The sequence below is a fragment of the Desulfobaculum sp. genome, from assembly GCF_054921475.1.
Genome location: NZ_JBUDSW010000046.1, coordinates 1 through 16,964 on the forward strand (window position 1 = coordinate 1; position 16,964 = coordinate 16,964).

Annotated in this window: 17 protein-coding genes and 1 riboswitch; of the genes, 2 read left to right on the plus strand and 15 right to left on the minus strand. The window is 61.8% G+C overall.

Translation table 11 applies throughout. The annotated features are described in order from the left end of the window. Window positions 1-83: 83 nt before the first annotated feature. The 15 genes from metK to ACY69P_RS04690 all read right to left on the minus strand — a co-directional run bounded on the left by metK (window position 84) and on the right by ACY69P_RS04690 (window position 13,890). On the minus strand, window positions 84-1,256 hold the full coding sequence (gene metK, locus ACY69P_RS04620) for a methionine adenosyltransferase (RefSeq protein WP_459900352.1): 1,173 nt from the start codon (window positions 1,254-1,256) through the stop codon (window positions 84-86). Between the two features lie 21 nt (window positions 1,257-1,277). After that, window positions 1,278-1,913: a DUF502 domain-containing protein gene (locus ACY69P_RS04625; RefSeq protein WP_404843915.1), complete on the minus strand. Its 636-nt coding sequence runs from the start codon at window positions 1,911-1,913 to the stop codon at window positions 1,278-1,280. Between the two features lie 24 nt (window positions 1,914-1,937). Beyond that, entirely contained in the window at window positions 1,938-2,792 is an 855-nt protein-coding gene (gene panC, locus ACY69P_RS04630; protein ID WP_462326711.1) for a pantoate--beta-alanine ligase, read from the minus strand. 206 nt (window positions 2,793-2,998) lie between these two features. After that, window positions 2,999-3,099: riboswitch (SAM riboswitch) on the minus strand. Between the two features lie 653 nt (window positions 3,100-3,752). Next, window positions 3,753-4,412 (minus strand): redox-sensing transcriptional repressor Rex, encoded by a 660-nt coding sequence (locus ACY69P_RS04635; RefSeq protein WP_404843913.1) that lies wholly within the window; start codon window positions 4,410-4,412, stop codon window positions 3,753-3,755. Window positions 4,413-4,486: 74 nt separating this feature from the next. Then, the gene (gene atpE / locus ACY69P_RS04640) at window positions 4,487-4,801 is read right to left on the minus strand and encodes an ATP synthase F0 subunit C (RefSeq protein WP_404843912.1); all 315 of its coding nucleotides are present in this window, start codon (window positions 4,799-4,801) and stop codon (window positions 4,487-4,489) included. An 84-nt stretch (window positions 4,802-4,885) separates the two neighbouring features. After that, window positions 4,886-5,578 (minus strand): F0F1 ATP synthase subunit A, encoded by a 693-nt coding sequence (atpB, locus tag ACY69P_RS04645; protein ID WP_404843911.1) that lies wholly within the window; start codon window positions 5,576-5,578, stop codon window positions 4,886-4,888. Window positions 5,579-5,583: 5 nt separating this feature from the next. Continuing rightward, the gene (locus ACY69P_RS04650) at window positions 5,584-6,015 is read right to left on the minus strand and encodes an ATP synthase subunit I (protein ID WP_462326712.1); all 432 of its coding nucleotides are present in this window, start codon (window positions 6,013-6,015) and stop codon (window positions 5,584-5,586) included. Next, window positions 5,993-6,259 carry an AtpZ/AtpI family protein gene (locus ACY69P_RS04655; RefSeq protein WP_404843909.1) on the minus strand — a complete coding sequence of 89 codons (267 nt, stop codon included), beginning with the start codon at window positions 6,257-6,259 and terminating at the stop codon, window positions 5,993-5,995. The genes ACY69P_RS04650 and ACY69P_RS04655 overlap by 23 nt, the downstream gene beginning before the upstream one ends. Window positions 6,260-7,142: 883 nt before the next feature. Continuing rightward, on the minus strand, window positions 7,143-8,351 hold the full coding sequence (gene hydF / locus ACY69P_RS04660; RefSeq protein WP_462326713.1) for a [FeFe] hydrogenase H-cluster maturation GTPase HydF: 1,209 nt from the start codon (window positions 8,349-8,351) through the stop codon (window positions 7,143-7,145). Next, window positions 8,344-9,351 carry a [FeFe] hydrogenase H-cluster radical SAM maturase HydE gene (gene hydE, locus ACY69P_RS04665; protein ID WP_462326714.1) on the minus strand — a complete coding sequence of 336 codons (1,008 nt, stop codon included), beginning with the start codon at window positions 9,349-9,351 and terminating at the stop codon, window positions 8,344-8,346. Before hydE ends, hydF begins: the two co-directional genes overlap by 8 nt. After that, a complete protein-coding gene (locus ACY69P_RS04670; RefSeq protein WP_462326715.1) occupies window positions 9,348-10,013 on the minus strand; it encodes a hypothetical protein in 666 nt (221 codons plus the stop codon). Before ACY69P_RS04670 ends, hydE begins: the two co-directional genes overlap by 4 nt. A gap of 159 nt (window positions 10,014-10,172) precedes the next feature. Beyond that, a complete protein-coding gene (gene hydG, locus ACY69P_RS04675; protein ID WP_459900362.1) occupies window positions 10,173-11,585 on the minus strand; it encodes a [FeFe] hydrogenase H-cluster radical SAM maturase HydG in 1,413 nt (470 codons plus the stop codon). Window positions 11,586-11,600: 15 nt separating this feature from the next. Then, the gene (locus ACY69P_RS04680) at window positions 11,601-11,843 is read right to left on the minus strand and encodes a TM1266 family iron-only hydrogenase system putative regulator (RefSeq protein ID WP_404843903.1); all 243 of its coding nucleotides are present in this window, start codon (window positions 11,841-11,843) and stop codon (window positions 11,601-11,603) included. Window positions 11,844-12,304: 461 nt separating this feature from the next. Continuing rightward, window positions 12,305-12,646, minus strand: a complete 342-nt coding sequence (locus ACY69P_RS04685; RefSeq protein WP_459900363.1) for an iron hydrogenase small subunit — start codon at window positions 12,644-12,646, stop codon at window positions 12,305-12,307. 11 nt (window positions 12,647-12,657) lie between these two features. Beyond that, a complete protein-coding gene (locus ACY69P_RS04690) occupies window positions 12,658-13,890 on the minus strand; it encodes a [FeFe] hydrogenase, group A (RefSeq protein WP_462326718.1) in 1,233 nt (410 codons plus the stop codon). A 744-nt stretch (window positions 13,891-14,634) separates the two neighbouring features. Here ACY69P_RS04690 and ACY69P_RS04695 point away from each other — a divergent pair. Together ACY69P_RS04695 and ACY69P_RS04700 are read left to right on the plus strand one after the other, a co-directional pair. Then, on the plus strand, window positions 14,635-15,321 hold the full coding sequence (locus ACY69P_RS04695; protein ID WP_462326716.1) for a TVP38/TMEM64 family protein: 687 nt from the start codon (window positions 14,635-14,637) through the stop codon (window positions 15,319-15,321). A gap of 12 nt (window positions 15,322-15,333) precedes the next feature. Beyond that, on the plus strand, window positions 15,334-16,824 hold the full coding sequence (locus ACY69P_RS04700; protein WP_462326717.1) for a dihydrolipoyl dehydrogenase family protein: 1,491 nt from the start codon (window positions 15,334-15,336) through the stop codon (window positions 16,822-16,824). Window positions 16,825-16,964 lie beyond the last annotated feature (140 nt).

Below are 16,964 nucleotides of genomic sequence, written 5' to 3' on the forward strand. Positions count from 1 at the left end.
CATATGACTCCCGCCCCATATTGTGAAGGCCCAGCAGGCGGGGTGTTGGCTGGGCCTTCTTGTGCTCGCGGATGGCGCGCGGATTAGACGCGGCAGGCGGCCTTGAGGTCTTCGGCGGCGTCGGTGCGCTCCCAGGTGAACTGGGGCAGTTCGCGGCCGAAGTGGCCGTAGCAGGCGCTTTCGGAGTAGATGGGGCGGCGCAGGTCGAGGCGCTTCAGGATGTGGTAGGGGCGCAGGTCAAAGACTTCCTTCACGGCCTTGGTGAGGATTTCGTCCGGAACCACGCCGGTACCCATGGTGGTCACGAGGGTGGACACGGGCTGCGCCACGCCGATGACGTAGGCAATCTGCACTTCGCATTTTTCGGCCAGACCGGCGGCCACGATGTTTTTGGCGATGTAGCGGCCCATGTAGGCGCCGGAGCGGTCCACCTTGGACGGGTCCTTGCCGGAGAAGGCGCCGCCGCCGTGGGCGCCCATGCCGCCGTAGGTGTCCTGAATGATCTTACGGCCGGTGAGGCCGGCGTCGCCCATGGGGCCACCGATGACAAAACGGCCGGTGGTGTTGATGAACACGCGGGTCTTTTCGGGGTCCACGAATTCCTTGGGCAGGGTCTTGAAGATGACTTCGTTGCGGATGCCGTCGCACAGGTCGTCGTGGGAGACGTCTTCATCGTGCTGGGCGGCGATGACGACGGTGTCGATGAACTTGGGCTTGCCTTCTTCGTAGACGAAGCTGACTTCGGTTTTGCCGTCGGGGCGCAGGAAGTTCAGCACGCCGTCTTTGCGGACCTTGGTCAGGCGCTCGGAGAGCTTGTGGGACCAGTAGATGGGGGCGGGCATCAGGGAATCGGTTTCGTTGCAGGCGAAGCCGAACATCATGCCCTGGTCGCCAGCGCCCTGATTTTCGGGGTCTTCACGGTCCACACCCTGCGCGATGTCGGGGGACTGCTTGTCGATGGAGGAAATCACAGCGCAGGTTTCGGAGTCGAAGCCCATGTCGGAGCTGGTGTAGCCGATTTCGCGGATGGTGTTGCGCACGATCTGGGGCAGATCGGCGTAGCCCTTGGTGGTGATCTCACCGGCGATGAAGGCCATGCCGGTGGTGACCATCGTCTCGCAGGCAACGCGGGAATCGGGGTCCTGCTCCAGCAGGGCGTCCAGTACGGCGTCGGAGATTTTGTCGGCGACTTTGTCGGGGTGACCTTCGGTCACGGATTCGGAAGTGAAGTGGTAGCGTCCGTTGCTGTGAACCATGAGTTCCTCCAAAGAAGTGAGTTACACCTGTTTGTTTTCAGGATTGATTATTCCACCGGATATAAGAACCTTAAACGAGTCTTCTACGCTCATGTCGAGGGTGATGAGTTCGTCCTCAGGCACCATAAGGTAGAAGCCCGACGTGGGATTGGGCGTGGTGGGCACAAAGATATTGATGACGCGTTTTTCGGTACGGCGCTGCATCTCGCCGACGGCGGTTCCGGTCACATACGCGATAGCCCAAACACCCTTGCGTGGATACTCCACCAGCACCACGCGTTTGAAGTCCTTGCCGCCACCATTGATGATGGTGGTCACAAGCTGTTTGACCGCGTGGTAGAACTTGTTCACCAGCGGAATGTTATCAACGATGCGTTCACCAATGCCCATCAGCCAGCGGCCAAGGATGTTGCGGCCAAGCAGGCCGGCGATGAACAGGAATATGAACAGGACAAGGATGCCAAGTCCGGGAACCTTGAAGGGCAAGTAGTTCTCCGGGCGGTAGGCCTGCGGAATGAGCAGGAGCACCTTGTCGCCCCATTTCATGAGCAGCCCAAGGAAAAACGCGGTGGCGGCCAGTGGCGTCGTCACGAGAATGCCCGCCAGCAGGTTGGCCTTGAGCGTATCTTTTATTGTGCGAGCGATGCGTTTAAGCACGGAAGCGTTCTCCAAAAAACAGCGTTAGGCGTCGGCCAGCAGCAGTGTGTTGTCCAGAAGCCGGGCCTTGCCGATGCGGACCGCAGTGGCCGCAAGGGTGGGACCGGTGAGGTCGTGAACGGGCTGAATATCGTCCGGGTGGACCAGTTCAAAGTAGTCAATCTCGGCGCCGGGAATATGCTGGGCGATGTAGTCGGCGAAGGCGGCCTTGAGGGCGGCGGCGCTGCGCTCCCCGGCATGGGCAAGGGCGGCGATGTGCTGAACACCCTTGTGAATGTGCGGCGCGTGCTGGCGCTCCTGCGGGGTCAGGTAGACATTGCGGGAGCTGAGGGCCAGCCCGTCGGCCTCGCGCACGATGGGGCGTCCGATGATTTCTGTGGGGATGAACAGGTCGCGGGCCATGCGGCGCAAAAGGGCCAGCTGCTGCCAGTCCTTTTGGCCAAAGACGGCCATGGTGGGCATGGCAAGGTGCAGCAGAATGGACACAATGGTCGCCACACCGCGAAAATGCACGGGGCGCGAGGCGCCGCACAGATGCTGGGCCAGTGTGGGGACCTCCACCCATGCCGCGTGGTCCTCGGCGTAGATGGCGCGCGGGTCCGGCGCGAACAGCACGTCCACTCCGGCCTCCTCGGCAAGGCGGGCGTCGCGGTCGAGGTCGCGGGGGTAGGCGTCCAGGTCTTCATCGGGGCCAAACTGTGTGGGATTGACGAACAGGCTGACGTAGACGGTGTCCGCATGTTCGCGCGCCCAGCGCATGAGGCTCAGGTGCCCTTCATGAAAAAAGCCCATGGTCGGCACCAGAGCGGTGGTGGCTCCTGATGCGCGCTCTGCCATGGCGCGTTGTTGCAAGGCGTGCGGATCGGTGATGATCTGCATATGTCGTGTTCCTCCGGCCCGGAGCGTGTCCGGGCGAAACTGCGTGGTCGAGAGCGGGCCAGTCGGTTGCCCTGTGTGTGCAGGGCGTTTGGGGCCGAATCTACCGCATGCCGGCGGCGGGCGTCCACCGTCTGGCCGTGGTGGAGCGCGGGCCAAAAAAAAGAGACCCTCCCGAAGGGGAGGGTCTCATGAATCCAGGATTGTTGTCTCCATGGGTCCCTTTCGGGGCTGGCATTAGCACCTTGCCTTGATGGCAGGTTGCCGGGCGGTCGTCGGGCCAGATCCCTCGCGCCTCTCTGCATGATTCGTTGTCAAAGTGCCCGGCTTGTGCGCCAAAGCAGATAAAACGGTAGACGCCTTACTGTGAAAACGCAAGCGTTTTTCGTCTGTAGCAGGACACTTTTTCGTGGAATATCACTGGAGAAACCGTGAAAATCCGCACTGCACAGGCTTTTGGTGCTGTGTATACGTATTGCTCGTGCGTATGCACGGTTTGCGATGTACTGATGCGTGCGTCGTGGTTGTGTGGTCAATCAATTGTTACGCAAGAATGGCGCGGCAGAAGAGAAAAATGGCTTGCGGCAGGGCTTGATGCGGGTTTTGAGCGTTGCGTGCGTGGTACGTGGCGGCAAGGCGGGGGAGCGGCGCGGCAGGACTTCTTGGTACCTCTTTATAAATGAGGCAAAAGATGCGGCAGCGCGGGAAGCGCTGCCACTCATGCGTATTTACGGAATGCAATGCTGTGTCTGCTTCATGACATGTCGCCTTCGCGACATTTTGCGTGCATGGTGTAAGAGAGCAGAGCAGTAATTCTGGGGGGAAGATAGAGAGAAAAAGGGGGAGTTACAGTACCGTTCAATGGATGCAGAAAATCCCGGAAAGAGGGAAGTGGGAAGGTAGGAATTTCCCTCTCTCCTGACGGCAGGCGGATCCGGTGTCCGCGGGGAGAAAAGAGCCTGTCTAGTCCTGCAGCGCGAGGGTGACGTTAAACGCCACGGCGTAGAAGTGGTGGAAGAAGTCCACGTACTCTACGTTCACGTTGTCGGGCACGTCGATTCGCGCGGGGGCGAAATTCAGGATGCCTTGGATACCAGCGTCCACAAGGTAGTTGCAGGCTCGCTGCGCGCGCTCTGGCGGCGTGGTGATGATGCCGACCTCAATGCCCAGCTCGTCCACCTTCTCTTTGAGGCGGCGGGAGCAGACAACTTCAAGGCCGGAGACGATTTCACCAATCTTGAAGGGGTCGCAGTCAAAGGCGCCAACAATATGGAAGCCGCGCAGACGAAACTCGCGGTGATTGAGCAGGGCACGACCGAGGTTGCCAACGCCCACGAGGGCGCATTTCCAAACGCGGTCGACACCGAGCGCTTGCTTGATGCTGGTGATGAGGTCCTGCACGTAGTATCCCACACCGCGCACGCCAAACTCACCGAAGTAAGCGAGGTCTTTGCGGATCTGGGACGGATTGACATCACAGGTGCGGGCCAGAAGCTCCGAAGAGATGACGTTCTTGCCATCGCGCTGGAGGTTCTCAAGGACCTGAATGTAGACGGCCATCCTCTGGATAGTGGCTCTTGGAATGTGCTGACTTTTCACTTTTGTAGTTTTTCCGGGATTCATGTGAAATTTTTAACAAAAAAGTGGAAAAAGAAGGCCGCGCCGTGGCGCGGCCCTCAGTGTAGCAATTTTCGTTCTTAAGCGAAAGGCTTAACGAACAGGAGGATCAGGTTGACGACGAGGGCGTAAATGGCGAGGGACTCGACGAAGGCCAGACCCAGAATGAGGGTAACGGTGATCTTACCGGAAGCCTCGGGGTTACGGGCGGTGCCCTCACAAGCGGCCTTGAGGCCCATGCCCTGACCAAGACCACAACCAGCAGCGGCGATAGCCATGCCAATGGCGGAAGCCCAGACGGAAGCGGTAGCAACGCCACCATCAGCGGCGAAGGCAACGGAAGCGACGGCGACGAGAGCCACGGTGTTCAGCACGGTCAGAATAGCTTTACGCATTGGATAAAACCTCCAGGTAGTTGATATACAATCGGTCAAATGACCGTTTCCCCCGGTATCGGGATTGGCGCGCTATGCGCCGGATCAATGTGCGTGTTCCAGAGAGCCCTTCAGGTAGATCATGCCCAGCATGAAGAAGATGAAGGCCTGGATGAACTTCGCCAGTACGAACAGGAAGTACATCGGAAGCGTGCCCACCAAGGGAGCCAAGGTGAACATCAGCACGAGGACGATTTCCTCACCCTTAATGTTGCCGAACAGACGAAGCGTGAGCGACAGCGGACGGGAGAGATGGCTGACGAACTCGATGATCATCATGAGCGGTGCCAGCGCGGGAATCGGACCCATGAAGTGTTTGACGTAGCCAAACTTCCACTTCTTGATGCCAATCCAGTTGTAGTAGAGGAACAGGAACATCGCCATGGCGGCGTTGGTGTTCACGTTGGCGGTCGGTGCGTCGAAGCCCGGAATCAGGCCCACCCAGTTCATGGGCAGGATGAACAGGAACAGCACACACAGGACCGGAAAGACCTTGCGGCCTTCTTCGCCAATGTTGGTGACGACGAAGTCCTCAAGCCCACCGATGATGAGCTCGAAGAGGTTTTGGAGCTTGCCCGGCACCATCTTCAGGTTGCGGCTGACAATGAAAGCCGTAACGAAGAGGAGCAGCATGACGGTCCACGTCAGGCTGATGTGTATCGGGACATGGATTCCCATGGCGTCCAGCGCGTTGGGAACCAGAAGAACCGGATGCGGTAATCCACCACCAGCTGCCATTTTCCTTACGCCTCCTTCGCGTTTTTCCCTATCACCTGGGCGGCGCCCCAGATGAGAATCGTGACCACTACCGTGGAAAGACCGGCGAGCAATGCCGCAACGACCGCGTTTCCCCAGACGATCAGGGCAAACAGAGCCAGACCGGTCAAAAAGAGCCGCCCGTAAAACCTGAAGAGCAGACGGGCTACGGCGCCATCTCTTTTGTGCACGAGATGCTGAACGAATTGAGTCAGGGAAGAGAAGTTCAGCGTGATAAGCACCGCGCCTGCAGCAAAATCAAACAGCCACGGGTACAACCAGCCAAGGCATGCCGCTATGACGACAGAGCCTGTGGCGAGGTACAACTGATTCCGGACCAGGATGCGGACATCCCTCAGCGTGTAGCCCATCCGGTACAGCCGTGCCTCGACGTTCTCATGTATCATCGCGAGACGCATCGTCTTCATCCTTATCGTTCATCATTCGCATCGCCTGCTCATATACGTTTTTGAATCCGGCGGCAATGCCGACAAGGAGGAAGAAAAGCAGTAACCACGGGCCAGTACCGAGCCATTCGTCCAGATAGTAGCCTATGGCCAACCCCACAAACGTGGAGGCCACCATGTGCATGCCGATGGTGCCCACGTCTCCCATAAGGTCAAGGAGGGGTCGTTCGTCTTTCTTCCGTTTGCCAAAGAGCATGTGTGCCGTCCTCACCGTAGCGAGCGACTTGCGTTTCGTTCAAACATTCACAAACAGCAAGCCCCTACCACGGTACGTTGTGCCAAGTCAACGGATATTCTCTGCAATTTCCGGTGCCCATGGCGTGTTTTCGCGGTGTGCATTCCCGTCATGCAAGGCGCTACGCGTGCTCCGGGGAATGTCTGTACAATTGCGCCCGGTTGCGGGCAGGTGCGCGAGGTTTCGCCGCATGTGGTTTTTGGCCGCGCCGTGCGCTGTGTGGCGGCGTTGCCGCGGTGCGGGCAAAGCGCTGCGCGCTGCCGGGTGGCCCTGATGCTACAGCCAAGCGCCCGTGCAATCCAGCAGGAATCTGCGCGGCGGGGATGAAGGGCTTGATACGCTTCTGGTGTCATTGCGCGGTGTATGCCTTGTCATGTCCTCTCGGCCTCTTGGCTCCTGTGTTCTGCGGCAGGCTTCTTGGCAGGTGGCTCACGGCGCGCGCAGGCGGCGGGGGACCACGAGCAGGATGAATACCCCAGCGTCAGGTGAGGCGTATGCGCAAACGCATGCCTCGGACCTCGCTTTGTGTTCAGTGCCGGGTTTAGCGCCTGCCCCGCCATCTCCAGCCAAAAACGCAGTCGCCCAGCGCCGCTACGGCGCTGGGCGATGTGTGGGGCGGGAACGGACGTGCCTGCGCAGGTATGGGCGCGGGGCGCATGCCTGCGTCTGTGCGTCTGACTGCATGCGGCGCGTCAGGACGCCCCGCGCGCTGCCGCTGGGGAGTATCCGTCGCGCCGTCATCCGGACGGCGCGGCCGGGGCGGTGTGGGCGCGGGCATCCTGCTGCCGTGCAGGACGTTCCCGCCACAACAGGGTGGGGCGCTGTGGCCCGAAGGCGGCCCGTCCTACGGCGTGAGGCCGAGGGGACGGATGACGCGCTCCAGAACGCCCTGCAATTTGGAGATGGCAACCCCGTAGTTGGTGATGGGCACCCCGCGCCGGACGCACTCGCGGATGCGGCGGAGCATCTCGCGGCGGTTCAGCATGCAGGAGCCGCAGTGGATACACAGGGCGTACTGTTCAAGGTCCTCGGGGAAGTCGTGCCCGGCGTAGACGTCAAAGATGATGTCCTTGCCCGTGGCGCGTTTCATCCACTCGGGAATCTTCACGCGGCCGATGTCGTCGTCGGCAACGTGGTGGGAGCAGGCTTCGGCCACCAGTACCTTGTCGCCATCCTTGAGGGTGTCGATGGCGCGGGCGCCTTCTACCAGCGGGCCAATATCGCCCTTGTAGCGCGCAAACAGGGTGGAGAAGGTGGTGGTGGGCACGCGGTCCGGCACGGTGGCCGCCACCTTGTCGATGACCTGCGAGTCCGTGATGACAAGGGCGGGGTCGTCCTTGAGGCCGCTTAGCGCGTCGGCCAGCTCGAATTCTTTGACGGTGACGGCAAGTGCGCCCGCATCCAGTAGGTCGCGCAGGACCTGCACCTGCGGCAGAATCAGGCGGCCCTTGGGGGCGGAGAGGTCGATGGGCACCACGCACACGGCCCACTGGCCGGCGTCCACAAGGTCGCGGCACAGCAGCGGCTCGTCGCGAAATTCCGGCGGCGCGGCGGCGATGAGAGCTTCCTTGAGTTCGGTGATGTTCTCCCCCGTGGTGGCGGAGACGGCCAGCCATGTGATGCCCTCGGCCTCGCACCATGCGGTGTCTGCGGCGGCGGGGGCGGAGCGGTCGCTTTTGTTGAAGACGACGAGGAAGGGGATATCCAGCTCGCGGATGCGGGCAATGGTCTTTTGCTCGTAGGCGTCGAGGCCTTCGTCGCCGATGACCACCACCGCGAGGTCCGAGCGCAGCAGGACCTTGTTGGTGGCCTTCACGCGCAGGCCGCCAAGGTCGCCCTCGTCGTCGAGGCCGGCGGTGTCGTAAAAGGTGACGGGCCCGAGGGGAATCAGCTCGTAGTGCTTGGCCACGGGGTCCGTTGTGGTTCCGGGATGGTCCGAGACAATGGCGATGTCCTGCCCGGTGATGGCGTTGATGAGGGAGGACTTGCCGGCGTTGCGGCGGCCGGCCAGCGCAATGACGAGCCGGACCCCGCGTGGGGCTTTATCAGACATGGGTGCTCCTCGGTGAAAAGCCTTGGGAGGCCGAAGGGGTGTATCCAGCCTCGCGGATCATGGCCTTGACGTCTTCCGCGTAGGCGAGGGCGTCGGACGTGAAGGTGTTTTTGCCGGGGTAGATGGAATAGGCCGCGCGCACGTCTTCGGGCGTGAGCGAGGGCATGATGACGTTGCAGCCCCGGGCAAGGGCGGTGCAGCGTCCACCCGCTTGCAGAACATCCAGCGCGCTGGTGGCGGGGATGTTTGCCTGCGGGTTCAGCAGGCGCAAAATGGCCGAGGCGCGGTAGTTGGTGTCCAGCGAGCCTTGGGCCTCGCCCGCGAAGGGCGTTTGCGGATGCGGAACAAAGGGGCCAGCCGCAATCATGTCCAGCTCCAGCGAGGACAGGCGCAGCAGGTCGTCGGCAAGGCGTGGCGTGGTCATGCCGGGCAGGCCCGTGATGACGCCGGAGCCGACCTCGTAGCCCAGTTTGCGAAGCTCCTCGATGCGCCGGAAGCGGTCCGCGAGGTTTTCTCCCGGTCGGCAGGCGGCGTACAGGTCCGGGTCTGTGGTCTCCAGCTTGAGGAGATAGCGGTCCGCGCCGCTGTCGCGCCACAGGGCAAAGTCGTCCTCGGTGCGGTCACCAAGGGAGAGGGTGATGGCGATGTCCTGCTGCTCCTTGATAGTGCGGACAAGGGCGGCGATGGCTTCGCCGGAGTAGGTGAAGTCGTCCCCGGACTGGAGCACAAGGGTGCCAAAGCCAAGTTGCGGCACAAGGGCGGCGGCGTTTTCAATGTGCTCGGCGTCCAGCCGGTAGCGCTGGGCCTTGGTATTGGGGGCGCGCAAGCCGCAGTACTGGCAGCGGCGGCAGCAGTGGTTGGAGAACTCCACAATGCCGCGCAGGTACACGTCCGTCCCGAAAACGTCGCGGCGTGTTGCGTCGGCAGCGCCGTAGAGCCATTTGTCGGCGTGGCCGTCCAGCAGGGTGATGATGTCGGAGCGGGAAAGGTTCATGGTCATGCGTCGGGTCCTGTGTGAAGGGTCGTGGCCGAGGCCATGGCGTGACGGCACTCGGCAAGGATGCGCAGGGCCGCGCGCTGGTCGGCCGTGGCGTCGTCGGGGATGTGGTCGGCGTCCAGCCACGCGTCAAGCAGGGCGGTGTCCGTGGTGACGTGGAACCAGTAGCCGTCCGGCGCTGGGACCGGAGCGTGGGCGTAGTGTCCAAAAAAGAGGCTGTCGTCGATGACGAGGGCCGGGAACAGGCCAAGGTGCGGCGTCATGTGGATGCGGACGCGCCCGGGGTGGCGCGCGGCCAGCGTGCGGACAAAGTCCAGCGAGGCGTCGGCGTGCTCGCGCATGGCCTGCGCGCTCCAGTCGTGGCGCAGGATGCGGGCGGCGTCCGGCGCGCCGTTGGTGGGCGCGCTGCCTGAAAGGGCGCGGGTGCTCCCTTCGCCGCCAACAGCACCGCATGCGTCTGCCGCTTCGCCAAAGGCCTCGGGGGCGATGTGGATGATGTCCAGCCCCTGAAACTCCGGCGCGGCCAAGACGGCGTCAAACGCCGCGGCGTGGCGGGGTGAGGACGCAAAATTGCCGTACACGGCGGCGTGCAAAATGATGCGGCGGCGCGCCGCGGCAAGGGCGTCCGGGACGCCAAGGGCGGCAATGCCGGGAACAGCGAGCATATCGGCTCCTGAAAACGGACGGCACATATGCCTACGCCGCGCCGGGGCGCGGCGGCCTGCAAAAGCGTGGGGGACAACGGAGTGCGTGGAGGGGCGGCAGGCGTCTGGCAATGGCCCCCGCCCGCCAATGGCGGACGGGGGCCGTGTCGTCGGTATGCTCTAGAAGTAGAGGTCGCGTTCACCCTCGTCGATGCGCTTCATGCGCTCGGCAATGCGGGTGTGGGTCTTTTCGTCGCCAATGCCTTTGAGTTCCTTTTCAAGGAAAAGACGTCCCGCCTCGCGGGTCTCGGGGGAGGCGTAGTCGTTGAGGTACTCGTTGAAGGTCATCATGGCGTTGGGGTGGCAGAACTTCTGGATAAAGCCCTTTTTGGCCAGTTCCATGAAGTGCTCGCCGGTGCGGCCAAGGCGGTAGCAGGCGGTGCACCACGAGGGCAGGTAGCCCTGCTCCACAACGTCGCGGATGACTTCGTCAAAGGAGCGGTTGTCGCCCACGCAGAACTGCTGCACGTCCGGGCGGTCGTACTCGGGGTCCGTGTACGCGCCGGGGTAGGTGCGGGAGCCGCCGGAAATCTGCGAGACGCCCACCTTGATGAGCTCGCGGCGGTACTCGGCATTTTCACGCGTGGTGAGGATGAGGCCGGTGTAGGGCACGGCCAGGCGCAGGATGGCGACGACCTTTTTAAAGTCGTGCTTGGAGATGGCGTAGGGCGGATCGTAGGACATCTCGGACCCCAGCGCGGGCTCCATGCGCGGGAAGGAAATGGTGTGCGGGCCAACGCCCCAGTCCTTTTCCAGCTGCTCGGCATGCTGGAGCAGGGCCAGCATTTCAAAGCGGTGGTCGTACAGGCCAAAGAGGGCGCCCATGGCCACGTCGTCAATGCCGGCTTCCTGCGCGCGGTGCAGGGCGTTCAGACGCCAGAGGTAGTTGGTCTTGCGTCCGGCAAGGTGGACCTTTTCGTAGGTCTTGCGGTGGTAGCTCTCCTGGAAGCACTGGTAGGTGCCGATGCCGGTTTCCTGCAGGGCGCGGAAGCCGTCCACATCCAGCGGCGCACAGTTGACGTTGACGCGGCGGATTTCGCCGGATTTTTCGGAGATGGTGTCGTACACCACCTGCATGGTGTGGGCGATCCATTTGGCGTCAAGGCGGGGATGCTCGCCGTAGACGAGGAGCAGGCGCTTCTGGCCGAGGTCCTCAAGCACGCGGGTTTCGCTGGCGATTTCCGCGTCGTTGAGGGTGCGGCGGTCAAGGTCGTCGTTGTCGGCGTTGAAGCCGCAGTACGCACACTTGTTGCAGCACTCGTTGGTGATGTACAGCGGCGCGAACAGCACCAAGCGGTTGCCGTAGATGCCCTGCTTCACGGCCATGGCCGTGGAAAAGATTTCTTCGTCGAGGTCCTTGTCCGTGTTCTGCAGAAGCACGGCGGTCTCGTACTGGGTCAGCCCCTTGCGTTCCGCCGCTTTGGCGAGGATATCCCGCACTTCCGCGGGGTCCGGGGAGCCTGCCTTTTCAATGGTTGCCCAGATGGCGTCTTCGTTGATGAAGTCCTTGGCCGTGGATGTGTCGATGAGCATTCCCGCCTCCTTGTGCTACACGAGCATGGATTTGACTTTGACATTGGCAAGCTGGCCGAGCCGTCCGGTCATGGCGCCGACCTCGTCCGTGGAAGCCTCGATAATCAGCGAGATAACGTTGACGCCCTTCTCCTTGTAGGGAAGGCCCATACGACCCACCACAATGTGGCCGTAGTCGCTGAGAATCTCGTTGACGGCCGAGGCAGCGGCAGTCCTATCGTGGATGATGATGCCGATAACGCCCATGCGTTTTTCCATGGTTGAGCTCCGTCGCCGTGTGCGGGCGGTTGTGCCTGCGCTGGGCCAGCATCTGGCCGCGCGGGCGGTGGTCAGCTCGATCTGTGAGGGGGATGGAGGAAGTGTGCGGGTGCACCTGTGGCCTTACGCCAGCACTGGTGTGCGGACGCGCAGCGTTCAGGTCGCGCAGTGGCCTCCCCTCTGGTTCAGACGTACGTCCTCCCCGCAGGTCGATTCACGTATATAGGTAACACGAATTTATAAATCGTGTGCCAGAGGAGTACCCGCTTCACTGCGGTATGTCAATGGGGAAAATTGAAGAAAAAGTGAAGAAAAACAGGGAGTTGAAAGAGAAATAAAATCCCTACGAAATCCGCAGGATTAGCGGGTTCGTTCGGGAAAGGCGGGTGTGGAAGACGGGCGAGCCCTTGGGGTCAGACGCGGTGTCCTTCCCGCAGGCGAGCCCGGTTGCGTGCGGGGACCTAGCGCTTCAGTTCGAAGCCCTTGTCCTTGAGCGCCTGTACTTTGGCGCTGCGGTCAAAGTAGTGCGTGTGCAGCAGGTGGTGCGACTTGTGCCCGCAGGGGCCTTCGGACAGGAAGCCGTCCTTGGCGTACAGGGACATAACAGTCGGGTTGTCCTGCGACTTGCGCAGCTTATAGATGTTGGCGTCAGCATTGTAGACGGAGCGCTGGCGCAGACCGACGAATTCCATGGCGGCGGCCACGGCTTCTTTGGTCAGGTTCACGCCGAGAACGGCGTACCCGCAGGCCAGGCCGGCGGCCTTGATGAAACCACGTCGGGTCAGAGTAGCGACATTGTGCATGGTTTCCTCCTTTAGGCGATGCTGCGCGCGCGGAAGCGCTTGTTGACCTTGGCAATCATGCTCTTGAACAGGGAGGCCTGGACAGCCGGGTCCATGGGCTGGCCGCCACCGTTCACACAACCGCCGGGGCAGGTCATGATTTCGATGAAGTGGTAGGGGGACTTGCCCGCGCGCACTTCGTCGCAGAGCTTGGCCGCGTTTTCGAGGCCCGAAGCCACAGCCACCTTAACGGTGCCGAAGCCGGGGATGTCGATGTCCGCAGCGTTGATGCCTTCGTGCGTGCGCACGACCTTGATATCGGGAGCGGGCAGGTCCTGGCCGGAGAGTTCCTCGTAGGCCAGGCGCAGGGCCGCTTCCATAACGCCGCCGCTGGTGCAGAAGATGGTCGCGGCACCGGTGGACATGCCAAGGGCGGGGTCGGGCTGGACCTCGGGCAGGGCGTTCCAGTCGATACCGGCCTTCTTGATCATGTAGGCCAGCTCGCGGGTGTTGATGGTGGCGTCGATGTCGCGGAAGCCGCTGGCATCCAGCTCGGGGCGCATGCCTTCGTACTTCTTGGCGATGCAGGGCATGATGGACACGGTGTAGATCTTTTTGGGCTTCTCACCGCTCTGCTCTGCGCCGTAGGTCTTGGCCATGGAGCCGATCATGCCAATGGGCGAACGGCAGGTGGACAAGTGGGGGATGAGGTCCGGGTAGAAGCTTTCGCAGTACTTGATCCAGCCGGGACAGCAGGATGTGAACTGCGGCAGGGGCATCTCGCCGGTCTTTACGCGGTTGATGAGCTCGGTGCCTTCTTCAAGGATGGTGACGTCGGCGGTCCACTCGGTGTCCCACACGTAGTCAACGCCCATCTTCTTGAGAGCAGCGTGCATTTTGCCGCTGACGAAGGTGCCGGTCTCCTCGCCAAAGCACTCGCCAAGGGCGTAGCGCACGGCGGGGGCGGGCATGGTGACCACGATGGTGTCGGGGTCCTGCAGCTTTTCAAAAAGCTCGTCCACGTACGAGACGTTCTCGTAGATGGCGCCATAGGGGCAGCTGAGCAGACACTGGCCGCAGTTCATGCATGCGGCAGGGTCCACGACTTCGTGCACGAAGTCCGCGTTTTCCTGAATGGCTCCGGTGGGACAGTGGTCCTCACACTCAAAGCAGTCTACACAGATCTCGGGATCCACCTGCACAAAGAACATGCTGTCCGGCTCAACACCGTGGGGCGCGTTCATTTTGTAGCGGATGGACTCCATCTCCTGCGTGGCGCCTGCTCCAACCGGCGCAACGCCGGAGAGATCGACCGGCTCGACAGGCGGCTGCTGTGCTTTGCAACCTGACATGGCGATCCTCCTTCCGTTTGAGCGGGCAAACAGCCCGCGTTGTTGAAACACCTCCTGGGAACTGGGAGCGATTGTTACATTTTTTCTATTGATAGTACAATAGGAATATTAATTGCGAAATGTTATTACGCAATGCACGGTGCATACAAAAAATGGCGTTGAGGGCGATGAGACAGGCAATTTGGGGGCGGGAAGCGTCTCTATAGGACGTAGGACGGAAAATTCAAGGAGTGAGAACAGTTATTGCGAACGCAAAGAAGGGCATCACTCCACAACGCTCCCGCCCTGCGCCACTATGAGGAGGCAACGGGGGACGGGGAGCGGATTGTGGATGATGGCACAGCACGCGGGGGAATACCCCGCTGGAAGGAAGAATCATGAAAAAACCCCGCGCGAACGGGGTTAGCGGTAGGATGGGGGCACACGGAGGTGTCGTTGTGTGCTGTTCCCATATGCTGAAAAGGACTCTACGTGAGGTGTGGTGCGTCGTCAATGCATAATTCGGCCAGTCGTAACGCGAAAGTGTCACGCGGGTGACATATGTGCTACTCGGCCGGGCGCTGTGGTGCGGGCGGCTGGTCTTCACCGCGGGGCTTGTGCAGTGTATATGGAAATGGAAGCGGCGCGTTGTGCGCTGTTGTGAAACAAGGTGGAGTCATGTCGTTACGCAAAGTGGTGGTTCTGGTGCTCGTGTTGCTTGGTCTTGCCGGGTACTTTGTGTTTGATCTTGGGGGCTTCTTCTCTTTGGACTTTGTCCGCGAGCAGCAGGCGTGGTTTGCGTCGGTGTATGCGGAGCACACCGTGGCCGTTATTGGCGTGTATTTCGTTGTCTATGTGCTGGTGACGGCGCTGTCGGTCCCCGGCGCAACGGTGATGACGCTGCTTGGGGGCGGGCTGTTCGGCTTTTGGCTGGGCTTGGTGGTGATTTCCTTTGCCAGCACCCTTGGGGCGACGTTGGCGTGCGCGGCGTCGCGCTTTATCCTGCGCGACTGGGTGCAGCAGCGCTTTGGGGGCAGGCTGGTCACCGTAAACCGGGGCATTGAGCGCGAGGGCGCGCTGTATCTGTTCACCATGCGGCTTATCCCGGCGTTTCCGTTCTTTGCCATTAATCTGGTGATGGGGCTGACCACAATGCCCTTGCTGCGGTACTATTGGGTGTCGCAATTGGGCATGCTGCCCGGAACCATGGTGTATGTGAATGCTGGCAAGGAGTTGGGGCAGCTGCAGTCGCTGTCGGGCATTCTGTCGCCGTCGCTGCTTGCGTCCTTTGCGGCCCTTGGCCTGTTTCCCCTTGTGGTGAAGAAGATTATGACCCGCGTCCGCGCGCGGCGCTTTGGCGCGTAAGGAGCATGGCGTATGGGCTCGTACGACTTTGACCTTGGCATTATTGGCGGCGGGGCGGCTGGGCTGACTGTGGCCGCAGGGAGCGCCCAGCTTGGGGCCAAGACCCTGCTTATCGAGCGCGAGCCCGCCCTTGGCGGCGACTGCTTGCACTATGGCTGCGTGCCCAGCAAGACCTTGCTCCACAGCGCCCATGTCTATCATCAGATGCGCTCGGCCCACCGCTTTGGTCTGCCCAGCGTGGACGTGCCGCCCGTGGAGTTCTACCGCGTTGCCGAACGCATCCGCGAGGTGCAGGCCATGATTCAGGAGCACGACTCGGTGGAGCGCTTTTGCGGGCTGGGGGCGCGGGTGGAGTTTGGCGAGGCTGTGTTTGTGGACGAGCACAGCGTGCGCGTTGGCGGCGCGGTGTATTCCGCAGGCTCGTGGGTTGTTGCCACGGGTACGCGCCCCGGAGCGCCGCCCATTCCGGGGCTGGACAGCGTGGACTACCTCACCAACGAGCAGATTTTTTCGCTGGAGGAACTTCCGGCGTCGCTGACCATCCTTGGGGGCGGCCCCATTGCCTGCGAAATGGCGCAGGCGTTCAGCCGCCTTGGGAGCAAGGTCACGCTCATTCAGCGTAGCGCACATATTCTGTCCGGAGAGGATGCGGATATGGCGGAGGTGGTCCAGCAGGCCCTGCGTGACGACGGCGTTAGCGTGCATGTGGGCACTTCGGTGCGCGAGGTGGTCAGCACCGGGCACGCCGCCGAGGTGGTGTTTACGGATGCGGCGGGCGCGCCGCGCTCTGTGGTGGGCGAGGCGCTTTTTGTGGCGCTGGGACGTACGCCGAATATTGAAGGGCTGGGTCTGGAGCAGGCGGGCGTGGACGCATCGCGCCGCGGCATCGGCGTGGACGCGCGTATGCGCACCAATGTGAAGCACATTTACGCCGCCGGGGACGTGACCGGCCAGCATCAATTCACCCACGCAGCAGGCTATGAGGGCGGCATAGTGGTGTCCAACGCGGTGTTTCACCTGCCCCGCAAGGCGGACTACACCAACCTGCCGCGCTGCACCTATACATGGCCCGAAAGCGCCTCCATCGGCCACAACGAGAAGTCCGCGGCAGAGGCGGGGCTGGATGTGGACGTCATCACCGAGGATTTTGCAGGCAACGACCGCGCCCTTGCCGAAGGCGAAACGCGCGGACGCATCAAGCTGCTGCTCACAAAGGGCCGTCCCGTTGGCGTGCAGATTGTCGGCCCCCACGCCGGGGAGCTGATTAACGAATGGGTGGCTATCCAAAGCGGCGGCGTGAAGCTGAGCACACTCGCCAGCGCGGTGCATCCCTATCCGACCCTTGGTGAAATCAACAAGCGCGTGGCCGGGAATTACCTTGGCCCCAAGATTTTCTCCGACAAGGTCAAGAAGACCCTGAAGCTGTTCTTCAATTACAAGGGCAACGCCTGCACCCTTGGCGCGCCCGACGCGGGGGCGCTTGCAGAGGATGACGACGCCTGACGCCATGGCGGCATCGCCGCCGATGCAGAGACGTGAGTATGGGGGGCGAGCCGCGACGTCGGAGCCCTCCTGAATAGGGCGGATTTCCCTTTGCCCTGCCAGCGCATTTTCCGCCCGCTTCCACAAAAGACGCCGCCCCG

What these genes read in the sequence shown, in the direction of transcription:
- hydG (WP_459900362.1), bottom strand. Translation starts at nt 11,585, where the DNA reads ATGCTCATCGACACATCCACGGCCAAGGACTTCATCAACGAAGACGCC.
- ACY69P_RS04650 (WP_462326712.1), bottom strand. Translation starts at nt 6,015, where the DNA reads ATGCGTCTCGCGATGATACATGAGAACGTCGAGGCACGGCTGTACCGG.
- ACY69P_RS04690 (WP_462326718.1), bottom strand. Translation starts at nt 13,890, where the DNA reads ATGGAGTCCATCCGCTACAAAATGAACGCGCCCCACGGTGTTGAGCCG.
- ACY69P_RS04685 (WP_459900363.1), bottom strand. Translation starts at nt 12,646, where the DNA reads ATGCACAATGTCGCTACTCTGACCCGACGTGGTTTCATCAAGGCCGCC.
- hydE (WP_462326714.1), bottom strand. Translation starts at nt 9,351, where the DNA reads ATGACCATGAACCTTTCCCGCTCCGACATCATCACCCTGCTGGACGGC.
- ACY69P_RS04635 (WP_404843913.1), bottom strand. Translation starts at nt 4,412, where the DNA reads ATGAATCCCGGAAAAACTACAAAAGTGAAAAGTCAGCACATTCCAAGA.
- ACY69P_RS04700 (WP_462326717.1), top strand. Translation starts at nt 15,334, where the DNA reads ATGGGCTCGTACGACTTTGACCTTGGCATTATTGGCGGCGGGGCGGCT.
- hydF (WP_462326713.1), bottom strand. Translation starts at nt 8,351, where the DNA reads ATGTCTGATAAAGCCCCACGCGGGGTCCGGCTCGTCATTGCGCTGGCC.
- atpB (WP_404843911.1), bottom strand. Translation starts at nt 5,578, where the DNA reads ATGGCAGCTGGTGGTGGATTACCGCATCCGGTTCTTCTGGTTCCCAAC.
- panC (WP_462326711.1), bottom strand. Translation starts at nt 2,792, where the DNA reads ATGCAGATCATCACCGATCCGCACGCCTTGCAACAACGCGCCATGGCA.
- ACY69P_RS04670 (WP_462326715.1), bottom strand. Translation starts at nt 10,013, where the DNA reads ATGCTCGCTGTTCCCGGCATTGCCGCCCTTGGCGTCCCGGACGCCCTT.
- ACY69P_RS04655 (WP_404843909.1), bottom strand. Translation starts at nt 6,259, where the DNA reads ATGCTCTTTGGCAAACGGAAGAAAGACGAACGACCCCTCCTTGACCTT.
- atpE (WP_404843912.1), bottom strand. Translation starts at nt 4,801, where the DNA reads ATGCGTAAAGCTATTCTGACCGTGCTGAACACCGTGGCTCTCGTCGCC.
- ACY69P_RS04680 (WP_404843903.1), bottom strand. Translation starts at nt 11,843, where the DNA reads ATGGAAAAACGCATGGGCGTTATCGGCATCATCATCCACGATAGGACT.
- ACY69P_RS04695 (WP_462326716.1), top strand. Translation starts at nt 14,635, where the DNA reads ATGTCGTTACGCAAAGTGGTGGTTCTGGTGCTCGTGTTGCTTGGTCTT.
- metK (WP_459900352.1), bottom strand. Translation starts at nt 1,256, where the DNA reads ATGGTTCACAGCAACGGACGCTACCACTTCACTTCCGAATCCGTGACC.